At 69.4% G+C, this 15,199-nt stretch carries 14 protein-coding genes and 3 pseudogenes; 10 read left to right on the forward strand and 7 right to left on the reverse strand.

The window, feature by feature from the left end; translation table 11 throughout:
* Positions 1-60 precede the first annotated feature (60 nt).
* Complete coding sequence (locus EKG83_RS27590; protein ID WP_153278485.1) at positions 61-600, reverse strand: hypothetical protein; 540 nt, start codon at positions 598-600, stop codon at positions 61-63.
* 517 nt (positions 601-1,117) lie between these two features.
* On the opposite strand from EKG83_RS27590, the gene EKG83_RS27595 reads away from it, so the two are divergent.
* Positions 1,118-1,777: a polysaccharide deacetylase family protein gene (locus EKG83_RS27595; protein ID WP_211269013.1), complete on the forward strand. Its 660-nt coding sequence runs from the start codon at positions 1,118-1,120 to the stop codon at positions 1,775-1,777.
* Positions 1,778-1,887: 110 nt separating this feature from the next.
* Here the strand turns inward: EKG83_RS27595 and EKG83_RS27600 are convergent, their stop codons facing one another.
* Entirely contained in the window at positions 1,888-2,292 is a 405-nt protein-coding gene (locus tag EKG83_RS27600; RefSeq protein ID WP_153278486.1) for a hypothetical protein, read from the reverse strand.
* A 17-nt stretch (positions 2,293-2,309) separates the two neighbouring features.
* Here EKG83_RS27600 and EKG83_RS49825 point away from each other — a divergent pair.
* Positions 2,310-2,519: pseudogene (locus tag EKG83_RS49825) on the forward strand (Scr1 family TA system antitoxin-like transcriptional regulator); the annotation flags it as partial.
* Positions 2,514-3,080, forward strand: coding sequence for an RNA polymerase sigma factor ShbA (gene shbA / locus EKG83_RS27605; RefSeq protein ID WP_407690792.1), 567 nt, complete (start codon positions 2,514-2,516; stop codon positions 3,078-3,080). The pseudogene EKG83_RS49825 and the gene shbA, both read left to right, overlap by 6 nt.
* Positions 3,081-3,090: 10 nt before the next feature.
* Here the strand turns inward: shbA and EKG83_RS27610 are convergent, their stop codons facing one another.
* Positions 3,091-3,438, reverse strand: a complete 348-nt coding sequence (locus EKG83_RS27610; protein WP_033429017.1) for a hypothetical protein — start codon at positions 3,436-3,438, stop codon at positions 3,091-3,093.
* 30 nt (positions 3,439-3,468) lie between these two features.
* Here EKG83_RS27610 and EKG83_RS48340 point away from each other — a divergent pair, with 30 nt between their 5' ends.
* From EKG83_RS48340 to EKG83_RS27630, 5 genes and pseudogenes are all read left to right on the forward strand, one after another.
* The gene (locus EKG83_RS48340) at positions 3,469-3,996 is read left to right on the forward strand and encodes a helix-turn-helix domain-containing protein (protein ID WP_211269011.1); all 528 of its coding nucleotides are present in this window, start codon (positions 3,469-3,471) and stop codon (positions 3,994-3,996) included.
* Entirely contained in the window at positions 3,903-4,418 is a 516-nt protein-coding gene (locus EKG83_RS48345) for a transposase (protein ID WP_228122945.1), read from the forward strand. The genes EKG83_RS48340 and EKG83_RS48345 overlap by 94 nt, the downstream gene beginning before the upstream one ends.
* 333 nt (positions 4,419-4,751) lie before the next feature.
* Entirely contained in the window at positions 4,752-5,675 is a 924-nt protein-coding gene (locus EKG83_RS27620) for a hypothetical protein (protein WP_228122234.1), read from the forward strand.
* Positions 5,676-5,779: 104 nt separating this feature from the next.
* The gene (locus EKG83_RS27625) at positions 5,780-6,124 is read left to right on the forward strand and encodes a hypothetical protein (RefSeq protein ID WP_051764835.1); all 345 of its coding nucleotides are present in this window, start codon (positions 5,780-5,782) and stop codon (positions 6,122-6,124) included.
* A gap of 228 nt (positions 6,125-6,352) precedes the next feature.
* Positions 6,353-7,113 (forward strand): annotated as a pseudogene (locus tag EKG83_RS27630) (transposase domain-containing protein).
* Between the two features lie 242 nt (positions 7,114-7,355).
* On the opposite strand, the gene EKG83_RS27635 reads toward EKG83_RS27630, so the two are convergent.
* From EKG83_RS27635 to EKG83_RS27650, 4 genes and pseudogenes are all read right to left on the reverse strand, one after another.
* A complete protein-coding gene (locus EKG83_RS27635) occupies positions 7,356-7,733 on the reverse strand; it encodes a hypothetical protein (RefSeq protein ID WP_153278487.1) in 378 nt (125 codons plus the stop codon).
* A 598-nt stretch (positions 7,734-8,331) separates the two neighbouring features.
* Entirely contained in the window at positions 8,332-8,928 is a 597-nt protein-coding gene (locus EKG83_RS47080) for a hypothetical protein (RefSeq protein WP_170191773.1), read from the reverse strand.
* Between the two features lie 180 nt (positions 8,929-9,108).
* Positions 9,109-10,439 (reverse strand): annotated as a pseudogene (locus EKG83_RS27645) (IS1380 family transposase).
* Positions 10,406-11,194: an IS701 family transposase gene (locus EKG83_RS27650; protein WP_211269010.1), complete on the reverse strand. Its 789-nt coding sequence runs from the start codon at positions 11,192-11,194 to the stop codon at positions 10,406-10,408. The pseudogene EKG83_RS27645 and the gene EKG83_RS27650 overlap by 34 nt, the downstream one beginning before the upstream one ends.
* A 227-nt stretch (positions 11,195-11,421) precedes the next feature.
* On the opposite strand from EKG83_RS27650, the gene EKG83_RS27655 reads away from it, so the two are divergent.
* On the forward strand, positions 11,422-12,780 hold the full coding sequence (locus EKG83_RS27655; RefSeq protein WP_033428939.1) for a class-II fumarase/aspartase family protein: 1,359 nt from the start codon (positions 11,422-11,424) through the stop codon (positions 12,778-12,780).
* A 313-nt stretch (positions 12,781-13,093) separates the two neighbouring features.
* Positions 13,094-15,142, forward strand: coding sequence for an MMPL family transporter (locus tag EKG83_RS27660; protein WP_228122946.1), 2,049 nt, complete (start codon positions 13,094-13,096; stop codon positions 15,140-15,142).
* The last annotated feature ends 57 nt before the right edge of the window (positions 15,143-15,199 follow it).

Consider the following 15,199-nt stretch of genomic DNA (forward strand, 5'->3'; position numbering starts at 1 on the left):
AGGGCCGCCCGACGCCACCGCGTGTACTCGAATCGATCGCTCATGGTCTTCTCCGCCTTCTCACCCGACTCGGGTGTTCTCCGTGGTGCCGAGCAGGTACCTGCCCGGCGCGGACGTGCGCGTGGACGCCCAGGACTCGCGCGTGACCGAGCGGAAGAGGACGTCCCAGTAGCGGTCGGCCAGGAACACGAACGCGGTGGGCCTCGCCTCGGCGACGAGGAATCCGCGGTCGACCGCCGAGGCGAACCGCGGCAGGTTGAACTCCGGCGTTTCCAGGTAGAGCTTGCGGAACGGCCAGCCGCCGAAGAGGTAGTCGAAGAAGAGCGCCAGCCCGGCCAGGAACGAGTTGTCCATCGACCCGTCCAGGGTCAGGCGCGCGCCCGCCACCCGGCAGTGCCCGTTGCGCTGGTCCGCCTGGTAGGCGGACAGGAGTCCGATCGGTGTCGCGTCGCCGGCCTTCTCCACCACGAACATCACCAGCAGCCCGTTCCAGAGCTGGTCGATGAAGTCGTGCGGACTGGGGTGACCGCCGCGCAACCGCCAGCGGAAGGCCGGCAGTTCGTCCGTCTCGGCGGCCCGCAACCAATCCAGGTCGTCCACGCCGAGCGCGCGGAGGCGTACGCGACCGTTGCCCAACACCGGTGTCCCGGTGGATTCCACTGCGCCGTTCCCGGTCATCGCCCTCTCCTCCTCGGCTCTGCACAGAACGTAAGGAGGCGGCCCACAACCGGCCCGCACCACGACCACAGCGGTTGTCCCCGATACCGTTCCCGGTGTAATTCACCGACCTTTTCCCGGCGATGTCCCATTCAGCCCCGCGATGCGCGCGGTCGGAGTCCGACGGCTGGTCCGAGTGGACTGGGTGGCCCCTCGTTTTGCGGCTTGATCCACGACAATGCCCAGTACAGTGGGATTCCGCGCGTTTCCCGCCGGTGCGGCGCTCCTGCCGCCTTCTCGCAATGCCGGCCGGACGCGGAGACGTTCCGAGCGCGGGCGGCACCCCACCTGCCGAAGGTGGGCAACGTCGACCAGAAGGAATTCACCAATGGGTGGGTCATCCGGAGTAAGACGGCTCGCGGAGCCGGTGGAACGGTTGTTCGGCGGAATCATCGGTTCCGTGTGCGCGGTGCGGACCTCCGCGCCGCACGTGGTGCTGACCTACGACGACGGCCCCGAGCCGGGCAGTACCGAGGCGGTGTTGGAGGCGCTCCGCGCTTTCCGGGCGACCGCCACCTTCTTCGTGCTGATGACCCGTGTCCGGCGTTTCCCCGGGCTGCTCGCGGAGGTGGTGGCGGAAGGGCACGAGGTAGGGCTGCACGGGCTGGACCACCGCCGGCTCACCGGTTTCCCGGCGGACGAGGTCGAGCGGCGCACCCGGAGCGGCCGGGCCGAGCTGGAGGACGTGATCGGCCGCGCCGTCACCTGGTTCCGCCCGCCGTACGGCACGCAGTCACCGCGCACCTGGCGCGCGGTGACCCGGGACGGGTTGGTGCCCGTGCTGTGGGGACCGACGCTGCGCGATTGGCAGGACGTGTCGCAGGACGAGCGGGTGGCCGGTGCGCTGCGCGGCAGCCGGGGCGGGGCGATCGTGCTCGGCCACGACGGCTTCGCCGGCCCGGAGGACGGCGTGGACGACGGTCCCGCGCCGTTGGTGGACCGGGGCGACCTGACCCGGCGGCTGCTGCGGGCCTGCGGTGAACGCGGCCTGGTGGGCCGTTCCCTGGGGGACGCGTTGGTCGTGGGAGAGCAGTCGCGGCGCGCCTGGTTCCGCCGCTGACCGCGCGCGACCCGGCCGGTGGTCGCACCCGGCCGGTGATCGCGCCCGTACCCGTCCGGCGCGGTTCCCCTTCGGCGCGGGACCCTGTGACCGGCACCCGTTCGGCCCGGTCAGCCCGGTGCCCACCGGGCGTGCTCGGTGAACGCCCGGAGCCGGTGCGCCAGGTCGGCCGGCTCCCCCTGGGCGGACACGCGCTCGCAGTACCGCAGCAGGGGGAGCAACCGGTCGGCCACCCTGGCGGAGGCGAGCCCGTCCGCGCTGTCGAGGGCCAGGTGGGCGACGCGGATCGCGGTGCCGTGGTCGCGGTCGAGGAGGTGGTTCAGCGCCAGGGCGATCAGGCTGAAGACCTTGCTGCGGCGCATCTTCGGCGGGTAGGCGCCCAGGGCAGGGATCGCCGACCGGGTGTGCCCGAGGTCGCGGCTGCACGCCAGTTCGGTGTGGACGATCCCGGTCATCGCGTGCAGGTCGGTGGCGTCGAAGAACGCCGCCCACGGCGGCGCCGGGATGTCGGTCACCCGGCGAACTCCTCACCGACGCGGTGGAGTCGGCCGACCTGATGTGCGAGCAGATCGACCACCTGTCGCAGATCATGCGAAGACCAAACGTCCAGCTGGGTGTGGTGCCGTGGTCGGTGGACGCGAACATGGTCGCCCCGCACGGGTTCCAGGTCTACGACGAGCGCGTGGTGACGCTGACCGTGCTGACGGGCAACGCGACCATCGCCGACCCGCACGACGTGCGGGACGTCGACCGCCGCGACACGTCCATCGACGCCCTGGTCGATGGCGCCGCCCACGGCGACCAGGCCGCGATCCACGCCCTGATGACCAGAATCCGGCCCCACGTCGTGCGGTACTGCCGGCTACGCGGCCTGGACAGGACACCGATCGGCACCGACGACGTGACACAGGAAGTGTGCCTGGCAGTCCCCAAGGCACTACCGACCTTCCGCGAGCAGGGCCGAACGTTCCTGGCATTCGTCTACGGCATCACCTCCCACAAGGTGACCGACGCACGCCGGGCGATGGCACGCAATGGGGCCGAACCGGTGCCGGAACTCCCCGACCACCCGAGCACCGAACGCGGACCGGAAGAACAGGCACTGGCAGAGGATGCACACACCCGCCTCATGTCCCTCCCGCACCACCTGCCCGACCGGCAGCGGAAAATCCTGGTGCTACGCGTCGGCGCGGGCCTGTCTGCGGAGGAAACCGCGCACCTGCTCGACTCGACCCCCAATGCGGTACGCGTTGCTCAACACCGGGCGTTGAAGCGACTACGCGGGTTGTTCAGGGACGGCTAGTGGGCGACCGTTAGTTCGTCGGGGGTTGGCGCCAGGCGGTGATGTCGTTGAGGTAGAGCCCGCAGGCGCAGTCGAGTGCTTCCTGTGGTGTGCCGGAGGGGTGTCCGCTGGGCAGGATCGAGTTCTCGTAGTCGTCGTGGCTGGCGCGGTAGATGGCGAAGCCCCAGGTGGTGGCTGATCCGTGGTAGCGCAATCGCAGCAGCGGCAGGATGGTGCCGTCGGGGAGTTCGCCGGTGACGTAGGCGAAAGCTCCGTGGTGGCGTACCTTCACGGTGGCCAGTTGCGGCCAGCGTTCCCGGGTGCGGGCCAGCAGGCGTTGGCGCAGCGAGACTTTGGTCGACTCGGGCGGGGAGGCCATGGCCACGATCCTGCCCCCGAGCATCGCCGGGTGCTGCGGGCGCGGATCGTGTTGGCGGCTGCCGACGGGTGGTCCAACGCCGACATCGCCCGCGAACTGCGGATCGTCGAGGACATGGTGTGCAAGTGGCGCAGGCGGTTCCGCCATGAAGGGATGCCGGGGTTGGCCGACCGGTCGCGCAGCGGGCGGCCTCGGGTCTTCCCCGCCGCGGTCGTGGCGGAGGTCAAGGCACTGGCCTGCGAGCTGCCCACGCAGGGCGACGTGCCGTTGGCGCGGTGGAGCTGCCCGGAGTTGGCCCGCGAGGCGGTCGCCCGTGGCGTCTGCGAGCGGGTGTCGGCATCCACAGTGCGCCGCTGGTTGGCCGCCGACGCGATCAAGCCGTGGCAGCACCGGTCGTGGATCGTTCCGCGCGACCCGCACTTCGCGGTCAAGGCGTCCCGGGTGCTCGACCTGTACGCCCGCGTCTGGGAAGGCGAACCGTTGGGAGAGAACGACTTCGTGCTCAGCGCCGACGAGAAACCCGGCGCGCCGCCTACGACGTCCATCATGCCCGTGTGATGGACCGTTGCGAGCCCACCACGGGCATCGTCCCGTTCTCCCGTCTGGTCGACCAGGTCATGACCACCGAGACCTATGCCAGTGCCCGCCACGTGTTCTGGATCGTGGACAACGGGGCGTCGCACCGCAACTGGGCCGCCGCTGTCCGGATGAACGACGCCTTCCCCAACGCCCACATGGTCCACTTACCGGTACACGCCTCGTGGTTGAACCAGGTGGAGATCTACTTCTCCGCCGTGCAGCGCAAAGCGGTCACCCCGGACGACTTCGGCGACCTCGACGAAGTCTCCGAACGGCTGCTGTCCTCCAGGAGCACTACAACGCCACTGCCCAGCCCTTCGACTGGACCTTCACCCGTCACGACCTCAACCTGCTGCTCACGCGGATCGGCCGTCATGATCGTCATGCACCACAACCACTGACAGCATGATCACCCCCGACGAACTAACGGTCGCGACCACCAGTAGGGCTGGTCGGCGGCGATGCGGTCGATGGGCAGCGGGGGTGGCCGTCGAAGATGACGTTGGGCCTCGCGGGTGCAGCGGCAGACGGCGGTCGTGCGGACGACCCATCCGGTGTCGATGGACCTGTTGGCGCGCAGGGGTGTGGCGAAGCCGGTCCGAGGTCGGGGACATGGCCGAAAGACTCTAGTGGTCCGGGTCACAGTCGAGGTATTCATGGGGCGCGCAGGGGGAGGTGCCGCCATGTTGGAAGTCGAATTAGACGTTTTCTCGGGTATGCCCAATCCTCGGTGGGTGCTTTCGGAGGGCGAGGAGCGCGAGCTGCTCGACCGGGTCACCGCCGATCCCGGTCAGCTCTCGCCGGTCGCCACCGAGGACGAGCAGTTCAGCCTCGGCTACCGCGGCCTGCTCGTCCGACAGGTCAAGCCGGACGCGGGGGCGTGGAGCACGACCAGGCTGGCAGGGGGCCGGTCGCTGCCCGGGGAGTTCCGGGTGGGCAGCAAGCCCGCGGACGAGCCGATCGCGCAGTGGCTGCTGGGCACGTCGGAGCAGCGCGAGACCGCGGTGACCGACGAGCTCCGCGAGGTGGCCGCGCAGGGCGTCGTGCTGCTGGAGTCGTCCTGGACGGCGGCGGACCCGCGCCAGGTTCCGCTGCCGACCGACGAGCACGAGCCCCGACTGGAAGGGGAGGGGCCGCACGGTCCGGCGGGCGAGGGGGGTGACATCTCGGCCGCGGGAGCGACGTGGTGGTCGTGCGGGTCGAACTACTTCAGCGCCAACGCCGACCTGTTCAACGACCCCGCCTACGTCACCAGGAACAACTGCTACTGCTTCGCCAGCAACCACCTGGCGAACTCGCGCTACGCGCTGCCCGGGCGCCGCGGGGGCCGCCCGGCGACGTCGATCACCTGCGGCGGCGTGACCGACGGGCTGCGCGCCGACGGGTGGCAGGATGGCTGCCAGACCAACACGCTGACCATCGTGCTGGTGATCTGGCCGGGCGTGGACTACCACTTCTACCGGCTGGTCACCGGCGATCCTTACTGGTGGTGGGGGCACAAGCCCGGTGGCACACCGGCGAAGTACACCGACGACTGCGGCCACAGCATCTACCAGTACCAGGGCAGCGGGTACGCGCCGAACAACTGCTGCCGCGGCAACTACACCGATTTCTGCGGGTACTTCTACCAGAACAACAACACGGCGTTGGTCGCCTAGCGATGGCCCGGCTCCTCCTGGTGCTCGTGCTCGTGCTCGCGGGCTGCGGATCGGCGCCACCCGCACCTGAGGTGGCGCCGGGCACGACGCCGGGAGGAGGTCGCGTGGTGGAAGTGGAGCTGGACGTCTTCTCCGGCAAGCCGAACCCGACCTGGTCACTGTCGCCCGCCGACGCGGACGCCTTCGCGGCCAAGGTGGCCGCGTTGCCCGCCGCTTCGCCGACGGCGCTGGCCAACCCCCTGGGCTACCGGGGCTTCCTGGTGCACGTCCGCGGGGAGGAGCGGAAGTCCGAGGTGGCCGTGCAGGAAGGCTCGGTGCAGTCAACTGCGGGCGGCACGACGACCTACCTCGGTGATCCGGGCCGGGCGCTGGAGCGCTGGTTGCTGGACACCGGCCGGCCGTCCCTGCCGCCGGAGCTGGTCGAGGCGGTGGAACGATCCCTGCGCTGACCACGCCACGAGCCGGACGGGGGTGCAGGCCGGTGCACGGGCCGAGGCTGCGACGCTGATGGCGGCCACGGCGTGACAGTGTTCCCGCTGTCCCCCGCCGGACACGGGTGCACCCGGCACGCCCACCCGCCCAATCCCCGACGACTGGCCGCTCTGGCCGGCACCGCACCAGAGCAGTGGAGCCTGCTCCTGGTCTTCGGTAATCGAGCCGGCAATCACAGCCCCCCGATCGCCGATCACCGATCACGTCCAGGGCGCCTTGACGGGCAGGTCAAGCCTGAGGCGGATGCGCGGTTGTCGGATCGGATCGCGATCGGGTTGTTGACCTGGTCGTTTCCGCCGGAGTTGGTGGATCGGGTGATCGCGGAGACCGGTCGGGAGGGGCAGCGTGACCGGTTGCTGCCGCCGCGGGTGGTGGCGGTGGCCGAGTGCGGCACGCATGCGATCGTCACGGCCGCCCCTGGGGCCGATCGCCAAGGCCGAGGCCACCCTGGCCCGGGAGTTGTTCCCCGGCCTGGGCGGGGGTGAGCTGCTGATCGCCGATCGGGGGTTTACGGGGCTGCCGTTGTGGTGGGCCGCGTCGGCGACCGGGGCGGACCTGTTGTGGCGGGTGCGGTCCAACATCGTGTTGCCGGTGAAGCAAGATCTGCCGGACGGGTCGTACCTGTCGGAGATCGTGGCCACCGGGGACCGTTACCGGCGGGCCGATCCGGTGACGGTGCGGGTGGTCGAGTACACGCTGGGAGATCGAGACCGCGCCGGACGAACTCAAGACCCACCAACGCGGTCCCGGACAGGTGCTGCGGTCCCGCTCGCCCGACGGCGTCGAGCAGGAGGTCTGGGCACACCTGCTGGTACACCACGCGATCCGGTCGCTGATGCACACCACCGCCACCGACGCCGGCCTGGCCCCCGACCGGCTCTCGTTCACCCGCACCCTGCGCCTGGCCCGCCGCCAGACCACCGCGCAGGCCGCATTTTCCCCCTGAGCGATTAACGGATGCGCTGCTCGACGGAGGCCGCGAGATCCTGGCCCGCCTCCTGCCCGGACGGCGACGACGCAGCAACCCCCGCGTGGTCAAACGCAGGATGTCCAACTACAAACTCAAACACACCGAGCACCCGACCCGGCCACAACCCACCCACGACCCTGCCGAGACACTTCGGATCGCACCGCACCACCGCCTCCACCAACGAGCAGCACAACCACTCTGAGTCACCGGCATTGCCCCTAACCCACAAATGGCGGCTCAAAGGAGTCGTCCTCAGGATATTTGAATTCCCTGTACCTCTCGTCCACCAGGGCCAACGAAGCACGTACCGCGCCTATGGCTTTGAAAAAGCCTCGGTGTGCATAGGGTAAATTATCTTCGTAACAAAGTAGATCCCAATCGGTTTCCCGCAGCGCGTCATCCAGCATGGCGATCGACTTGTAGCCAACCGCTGACAACTCCTCCACCAGTTCCGATAGATCCTCCTCGGAGACCTCACTCCAACGATCCGGGTAGCGCCTTTTCAGGTAGGATTTCAGCTCATCCGAAGATATTTTCAACGCATCCCCCACGGAAACATCCATCGATACTTCGCCGCGACTCCGGATCGTGCCCACAATGCGACAGTCGACCTCCGGTCTCATGGGCTGCCACTCCCCGAGGTGATCGGTGCATCCCGCACGCCCATCATCCCGGCCGCGGCAACCAGGCCATACCGCCTGATTGGCGAAGGCTGGGGTCTTGGACCGCTACAGAGGAGTCTGTCCAGTTGTCGACCCTGGCCCGTGGTCGGTGGTAACGCGAAGTAACCGGCCGTGATCATGATCTTGTGATGGATGTGGATTCTCTTGTGGGGACGGTGTTTGCCGGGTTGTCGGCACTGGTCGTCCAGGACGTGGCGGACCGTGGCGGCATGGTGGTGGCCACGGCCCACACTCGGGGTGGCCGTGCCGCGTCCGGCTCTGGCGCACTTTCGGCGGTAACGGTGAGTAGCCGGTCGCGCCTGGGCCTTGCGGTGGAGATCGATCCCCATGGTGGGAATGTGCTTTCGGGCTATCGACGCCTTCGTCATCGCAGCGCCAGCGGCACGGCCACAACCCGGATGCGGACCGCGACCACTGTCCTCCTCCATGCACCCGACGACCGGAACCGACAGTCCGAAATACCGTCCCCGCAAGCGGATCGACATCCATAACAGGATCACGAACCGACTGGCTACCCACCGTCACCACCGGAAGTGCGCCAGAGCCCCGTGTCCGGTGTGCGGGACCGCGACGGCGAAGGTGCACGGGTACCACCCGCGGCAGACCTTCCGGGAACAGGTTCCCGGACTGCTGGAACGCCACCAGCGCCGCACGGTGCGGCTCGTCCGGCGCTGTTCGCGGGGAGTGGATCGCCCCCTGGCGTCGGTGAACGTGGTGGTGCATCGCGTGTCTCAAGCAGAAGGCTCGCCTGTGCCGCGAACAGGTGGTCGGGCAGGGCGATCCAGGCGGTCGTGGAGACTTCCTTCACCTGCACCTCTACTGGTCGGTAGATGGCGGGATCGACCGCTTCGGAGTGGCGGGCTACCTCGCCGAAGATCCGCTTGGACGCGATCAGGGCCACGACGCCGGGCGAGTTGTTGAGCGCGGCTTTCAGGGGAGCGGCGTCCAAGAGGCGGAAAGTAGTGTCGATCGAGGTGGCGGTGGCACCGTGCGCGTCGAAGAGCACTTCATGCGCGTTGACGACCGGCACCACGTCGACGAGCGCCGCCTTGGAGAAGTCCGACGGGACCAGGATGAAGATGCCATACCCCGGTCCTCCACGTGACACTCTCCCCACCGCACTCCTGCTGCGTCGAACGCTTCCCGTACCGCGCGGTACAGGGCATCACGGACCACCTGCTGATGAGGCAGAGTCCTCTGGGGATTGCCAAACTTCTCCACGTCCACCGGGACGATGGTGCGGTGGACTGCCCTTCCCGGATCCTGCACCTTGCTCCTACCTGCCGTTCTAGTGCAGTTCTAGCCCGGATCTTTCACGTGGTTGGTGTCCTGGGTCGCGGCCGTGGCCGGTACCTGTCGGGTGTCCTCCTTCCGGTGTTCGGGGTGGTCGAGGTGGCCCGTTGTCGGTTGGGTGCCGCCGGGTTCGGTGGCCGGTCAGGATCAGTTCCCAGCGGCGGGCTTCGTGGCCGGTCAGGGCGAGCATCTGGGTCCAAGCGGTGAGGTCCAACGCCAAAGCGACGATCGCGACCCAGACCCGGTTGTGGGCGAAGCCGTGCAGGGGCAGGTTGGTCAGTCCGGTGGCCTTCGCGGCGCGGATGCGGTCCTCCGCGCGGGCCCGACGGCGGTGCCGCAACTCCAGATCCGCCAGCTGTCCGCGACCGGTGTTGGTGGCGAACGCGGTCAACCGCAGGCCGTCGGCGTCGGTGAACCGCAGCTGCGCGCCGGGATGCGGGCGCTCCTTGCGGACGATGACCCGCGTGCCCTTCGGCCATCCGGACAGGTCCAGCACGCCGGTGGCCTCGGCGACCCACACCCCCTCGCGCGGGGTGCCCTCGTCGTCGTAGGCCGGTGTCCACACGGCCTTCGGGATTAGGGCGAGGCGTCGCACCGCGTCATCGGGCAGGGTGAACCCGAGCGAGTAGCCCAGTCTTCTGGCTTGTAACCAGTTCACGAACTCGTGGGTGCCGCCGGCGGCGTCGGCGCGGACGAGCACCTTGTGTCCGACCCTGCCGCCTTTGGCGGTGAACGGCAACTGCCGCAACGCCTCCCGCGCGACGGTGATGTGGTCCGCCGCGGTGTTCGAGCCCGCGTTGCCCGGCCGCAACATGATCGACAACGGTTCACCGGTGCCCGCGGCGCCGTGGTCGACGAATGAGCACAACGGATGGAAACCGACGCCACGCTTGAACGTCGGCGCCGCGTTCTGCTTCTCCGAGTGCGCGTCGAGCAGAGTGGCGTCCAGATCGACGATCAACGGATCGCCCGCGTCGATGTCGTGGTCCGGGGCCTTGTCGCAGTCGCGGGCCAGAGTGTCGACCAACCGGGACACCGTCGGGTCCGAGGCCACCGACCCGAACAGGCCCGGCTCGGCCCGTAGCATCACGATGTCGGCCAGGCAGTCACCGCCCAGCGCGAGCGCGATCGCCAGATCGCACACGATCTTCCCGGGGTCGTGGATCGCCGTTGGACGCCGTCACCGACTCAACGCCGCCGACAACGCCCGTCCAGACCGGTCCTGCGCACGGCCTCGACCGGCAACGTCGCACCCGCCTGCGACACGATCCCCGTCCCGGAGGTGTCGACGGTCAACGACGGATGGAACCCGGCAGACTTACCCACCAGAAAGGTGCTCCTGAACTCGTAGCGCGAGGGGTGTGCGCGTCGTTCGCGGGCGTCCGGATTCCCCGCTTGGGCCGCAGCGCCACCACGTACGGCAGCCCCGCGCGTGACAGGTCGGCGCGGAAGTCGTCCTGGTCGCCGTGGGCGGCATCGGCGACCACCGCGCGGAAGGCCACCCCCGCCGCACGGGCGTCGCGGGCCAGCTCGGCGCCGATCCGCAGCTTGGTCCGGAACCCCGGATCGTTCTTCCCCTTCGGGAAATAGGCGGCCGGGGTGTAGGGCACCGCGTGCAGCGGGTAGTACAGGTTCTCGTCGGCCCACAGGGTGGTCACCGTGACGATCCCGCGATCGATCTTCCCGTAGCGCCCCAGGTACCGACTGCCCACGTGCGCGGTCGCACGGCCGTCCTCGCGATCCCCGGAGTCGTCGATCACCAGCGCACCACCGGCATGCGGCGCGGTGGCCGGGTCGGCCAGCAACAACTCCAGGCGCCGGTCGTTGATCCGCTCGTGGTCCCAGGTGGACTCCGACAGGAAGAACTGCAACCGCTGCACCGCCGGATACCGCGCCCCCACCACCGGCTCCGCCCCGGCCAGCGAAGTCAGCGTCTTGCTCCGATCTCGCGGGTCCAACAGACCCGTCAAGTACTCCCGAAAGCCGCGGCGTTGAGCCAGCGTGCCGAACAGATCGTCGAAACGGGCCGCGTAACCCTCCAGCGGACACGGAGCCGGCGGACACGGACGACGTGCGGTCATGACGCACCTCGCACAGGCGCGAAAGCCTTACCTCCACGGCCTACCGCATCCACGCTCCGCCGTCAACGAACTACCGGTAGCGGACCGGCGGAAACCGGGCACGCTCCATCGGATCAGCCGACTCGGTGTCGGCATCGACATCGCAGGGATGGTGACCACGGTGCTCGCCACCAACCGGATCCGTGTCATCCCGCCGACCGTCGCACGGGCGGTCACCCGCCAGTACCGTGTCGCGGGTGACCGATTCCGCGTTGTTATCCCCGGTGTGGGCGGGAAGTGGCGACGGCCTTTCCGATGAAGCTTGGCTCGCCGCGATGCTCGAAGTGGAGGTGGCGCTGGCCCGCGCGCAGGCCGCACTGGGCGTGGTGCCCGAACGGGCAGCCGAAGTGATCGCGGACGTGGCCGGGTCGGCCCGACTGGACGTGGCGGACATCGCGGTGCGCTCCCGCGAGGCGGCCAACCCGGTGGTGGTGCTGGTGCAGCGGCTGACCGCCGCTGTCGCCGAGGTCGACCCGGCCGCCGCTGAGCACGTTCACCGGGGCGGCACCAGCCAGGACGTGCTGGACTCGGCGGCGGTGCTGCTGGCCTCGCGAACGTTGCGGGGGATCGACGGCGACCTGGTGAGGTCGGCTGACGCCTTGGCCCGGCTCGCCGACCGGCACCGGCACACCGTGCTGGCCGGCCGCACGATGGCCCAGCACGCGGTGCCGATCACGTTCGGGCTCAAGGCCGCCGGGTGGCTCGCGGGCGTGCTGGACGCCTCCGACCGGGTTCGGCGCACCACCGCCGACCTGCCTGTGCAGTTGGGCGGTGCGGCGGGCACGTTGGCCTCCTACGAGGCGTACGCCGGCCGGCCCGGCCACGGCGTGCGGCTGGCCCGCGAGTTCGCCACCCGCCTCGGCCTGCGGGAACCGGACCTGCCGTGGCACGCACGGCGCACCCCGCTGCTGGACCTGGGCTGGGCACTGACCGCCGTCACCGGGGCGCTGGGCAAGATCGCGCTGGACGTGCAGGGCATGTCCCGCACCGAGGTCGGCGAGTTGGCCGAGCCCTCGGCGGAGGGCCGGGGCGCGTCCTCGGCGATGCCGCAGAAGCGCAACCCCGTGCTGGCCACGCTGCTGGTGTCGGCCGCCCGCACGGTGCCCGCGCAGGCGCTGGTGCTGGGCCAAGCGCTGCTCGCGGAGGACGAACGCGCGCCCGGCGCGTGGCACTCGGAGTGGCAACCGCTGCGCGAGGCGCTGCGCACGGCGGCCGGTGCGGCGGCCACCGCGGTGACCTTGCTGGAGGGGCTGGAGGTGTTCCCCGGCCGGATGCGCGCCAACCTGGACCTGTCGGGCGGCGCGATCGTTGCCGAGCGGCTGAACGTGGTGCTCGCGCCGCAACTGGGCAAAGCCGGAGCGAAAGCGCTGTTGGGCCGGTTGGCCAGGGAGGCGGCGGCGGGCGAGCGGCCGTTCGCGGACCTGCTTCGGGAGGTGCCGGAACTCGACGCGGACCGAGTACACGATCTGCTGAACCCTGAGCGCTACCTCGGAGCGGCCGCCGACCTGATCGACCGGGTCCTGGCCCGGCACCGCGACCACGGCTGACCCACCCCCGCGCGTTCCGCCACCAAAAGCGGATGCACAGCGCAAACGCCACGGTACTGGAAACACGTCCGGACCTCCACCATCCGGAAGCGCACAGTAGGCGGTTGATTACCGAACGGCTTGACATCCCTTTTCGGTCGACTACCATCCGATTTGAAGGTTCATTCGGGTTCCAGTCTGTTCACGAAAGCGCTGGGTGGTCATGCTCGCTTGGCTGGGGAGCGTCGCACATCGGCGCGCTCGCCTGATTCTGATAGTCGCCGGAATATTCCTGGTAGCCACCGGAATTCTAGCCGTGGGCGCCTTGAACAACGTGCGTCTGGGCGGTTATCTCGACGACAACTCGGAGTCCACTGCCGCGTCGAAGCTGATCAACTCGGAATTCGGCGGCCGCTACAACCTGATCCTCCTGGTGACCTCGGAATCCGGTGACGTGGATCGGCCGGAGGTGGCCGCCGAGGGGGCGCGCCTGAGCCGGGACCTGGCGGGCGAGAACTCGCTGACCAACGTGACGTCGTACTGGGCGACCGGAATCCCGGCGCTCAAGACCGCCGACGGGAAGTCCGCGATCATCGCCGCCCACGTGGAGGGCGACGAGGACGCACAGCTCAGGCACGCCGAGGACCTGCACCAGAAGTACACGTCGTGGGGAGGGCCGTTCCGTGTCGAGTTCGGTGGTCAGGCGGCGGTCAACCGGGACGTGTTCGACGAGCTGATGACCAGCCTGGTCATCGCCGAGGCGATCGCCATCCCGGTCACCCTGCTGCTGCTGATCCTGGCGTTCGGCAGCGTGATCGCGGCGTTGCTGCCACTGGTCATCGGTGTGCTCGCGATCGTCGGCACGATGGCCGAGATCGCCGTGCTGGGCAACGTCACCGACGTGTCGATCTTCGCCACCAACCTGACCACCGGCCTGGGCCTGGGGTTGGGCATCGACTACGCGTTGTTCCTGGTGGCCAGGTTCCGGGAACAACTGGCCGCCGGCGACGACGTGGAGACCGCCGTGGCCACCACGACCCGCACGGCCGGCCGCACCATCCTGTTCTCCGCCATCACGGTCGCCGCCGCGCTGGCCACCATGGCGGTGTTCCCGCTGTACTTCCTGCAATCCCTGGCCTACGCGGGTGTGGGCGTGGTCGCCATCGCGGCCGTGGCCAGTCTGGTAGTCGTCCCGGCGTTGCTGTCCGTGCTGGGGCACAGGGTGAACGCGCTGAAGCTGCCCTGGTCCAAAAACAACCGGGGCTCCGACGCGCCGTTCTGGGGCAGGCTCGCCAGCAGGGTCGGCAAGCGACCTGTGCTGGCGGCGGTGCCGGCCGTGCTGGTGCTGCTGCTGATGGCCTCCCCGGCGCTGCACGCGGCGTTCGGCACGGTCGACGACCGGGTGCTGCACCACGACGTGGAGAGTCGCAGCGTCAACGACAGGCTGCGCCAGGACTTCGGGGCGTTCCCGGCCGCGCCGATCGAGGTGGTCCTACAAGGCGAGGTCGACCAGGCGGCGGTCGCGGACTACGCGCGGGAAGTGTCGTTGCTGCCCGACGTGACCAGTGTGCAGACCAGCGCGGGCATCTTCTCCCGGGGCGCCGTGGTGCTCCAGTTGCCCACGGACGCGATCCGCGGCAAGCCGCACGCGCAGTGGCTCAGCGTCGCCACCGGCGAGCGACCCAAGTCCGAGCCGGCCGTGGACCTGATGAAGCAGTTGCGCGGCCGGGCGGGTCCGAGCGGCACGACCGTGCTCGTGGGTGGCTCCGAGGCGGAGATGATCGACACCCAGCAGGCCATCGTGGACAAGCTCCCGTGGGCGTTCGCGATCATCGTCGTGATCACGTTCCTGGTGCTGTTCCTGTTCACCGGCGGCGTGCTGCAACCGGTGCGGGCCCTGGTGCTCAACGGGTTGAGCCTCGCCGCGACGTTCGGGATCATGGTCTGGGGCTTCCAGGACGGGCACCTGTCCGGTCTGCTGGGCTTCACGCCGCAGCCCACCGACACCGCGATGACGGTGTTCGTGTTCTGCGTCGTATTCGGCCTCTCCATGGACTACGAGGTCTTCCTGATCAGCCGGATCAAGGAGCTGCACGACCTGGGGCACTCCCCGGTGGAGGCGGTCAGCCTGGGGTTGGCCCGCACCGGCCGGATCGTGTCGACCGCCGCCGGCCTGCTGGCCGTGGTGTTCTTCGCCTTCCTGGCCAGCTCCATCAGCTTCCTCCAGCTGTTCGCCCTCGGCGCGGGCGCGGCGATCCTGATCGACGCGATCATCGTGCGCGGTGTGCTGGTGCCCGCCGCGATCGCGCTGCTCGGCCGGGCCGCCTGGTGGTCGCCGCCGCTGCTGCGCCGCGCCTACACCCGGGTGAAGCTCGCCGACTGACCGGCCGGGCCCGCACAGGTCGTGCCCGGGTCCGGCCGCACCCACCGACTCGAAGGG

It is taken from the genome of Saccharothrix syringae, assembly GCF_009498035.1.
Taxonomy (GTDB): domain Bacteria; phylum Actinomycetota; class Actinomycetes; order Mycobacteriales; family Pseudonocardiaceae; genus Actinosynnema; species Actinosynnema syringae.

What these genes read in the sequence shown, in the direction of transcription:
- EKG83_RS27610 (WP_033429017.1), bottom strand. Translation starts at nt 3,438, where the DNA reads ATGGCCTCCCCGCCCGAGTCGACCAAAGTCTCGCTGCGCCAACGCCTG.
- EKG83_RS27650 (WP_211269010.1), bottom strand. Translation starts at nt 11,194, where the DNA reads ATGACCGCACGTCGTCCGTGTCCGCCGGCTCCGTGTCCGCTGGAGGGT.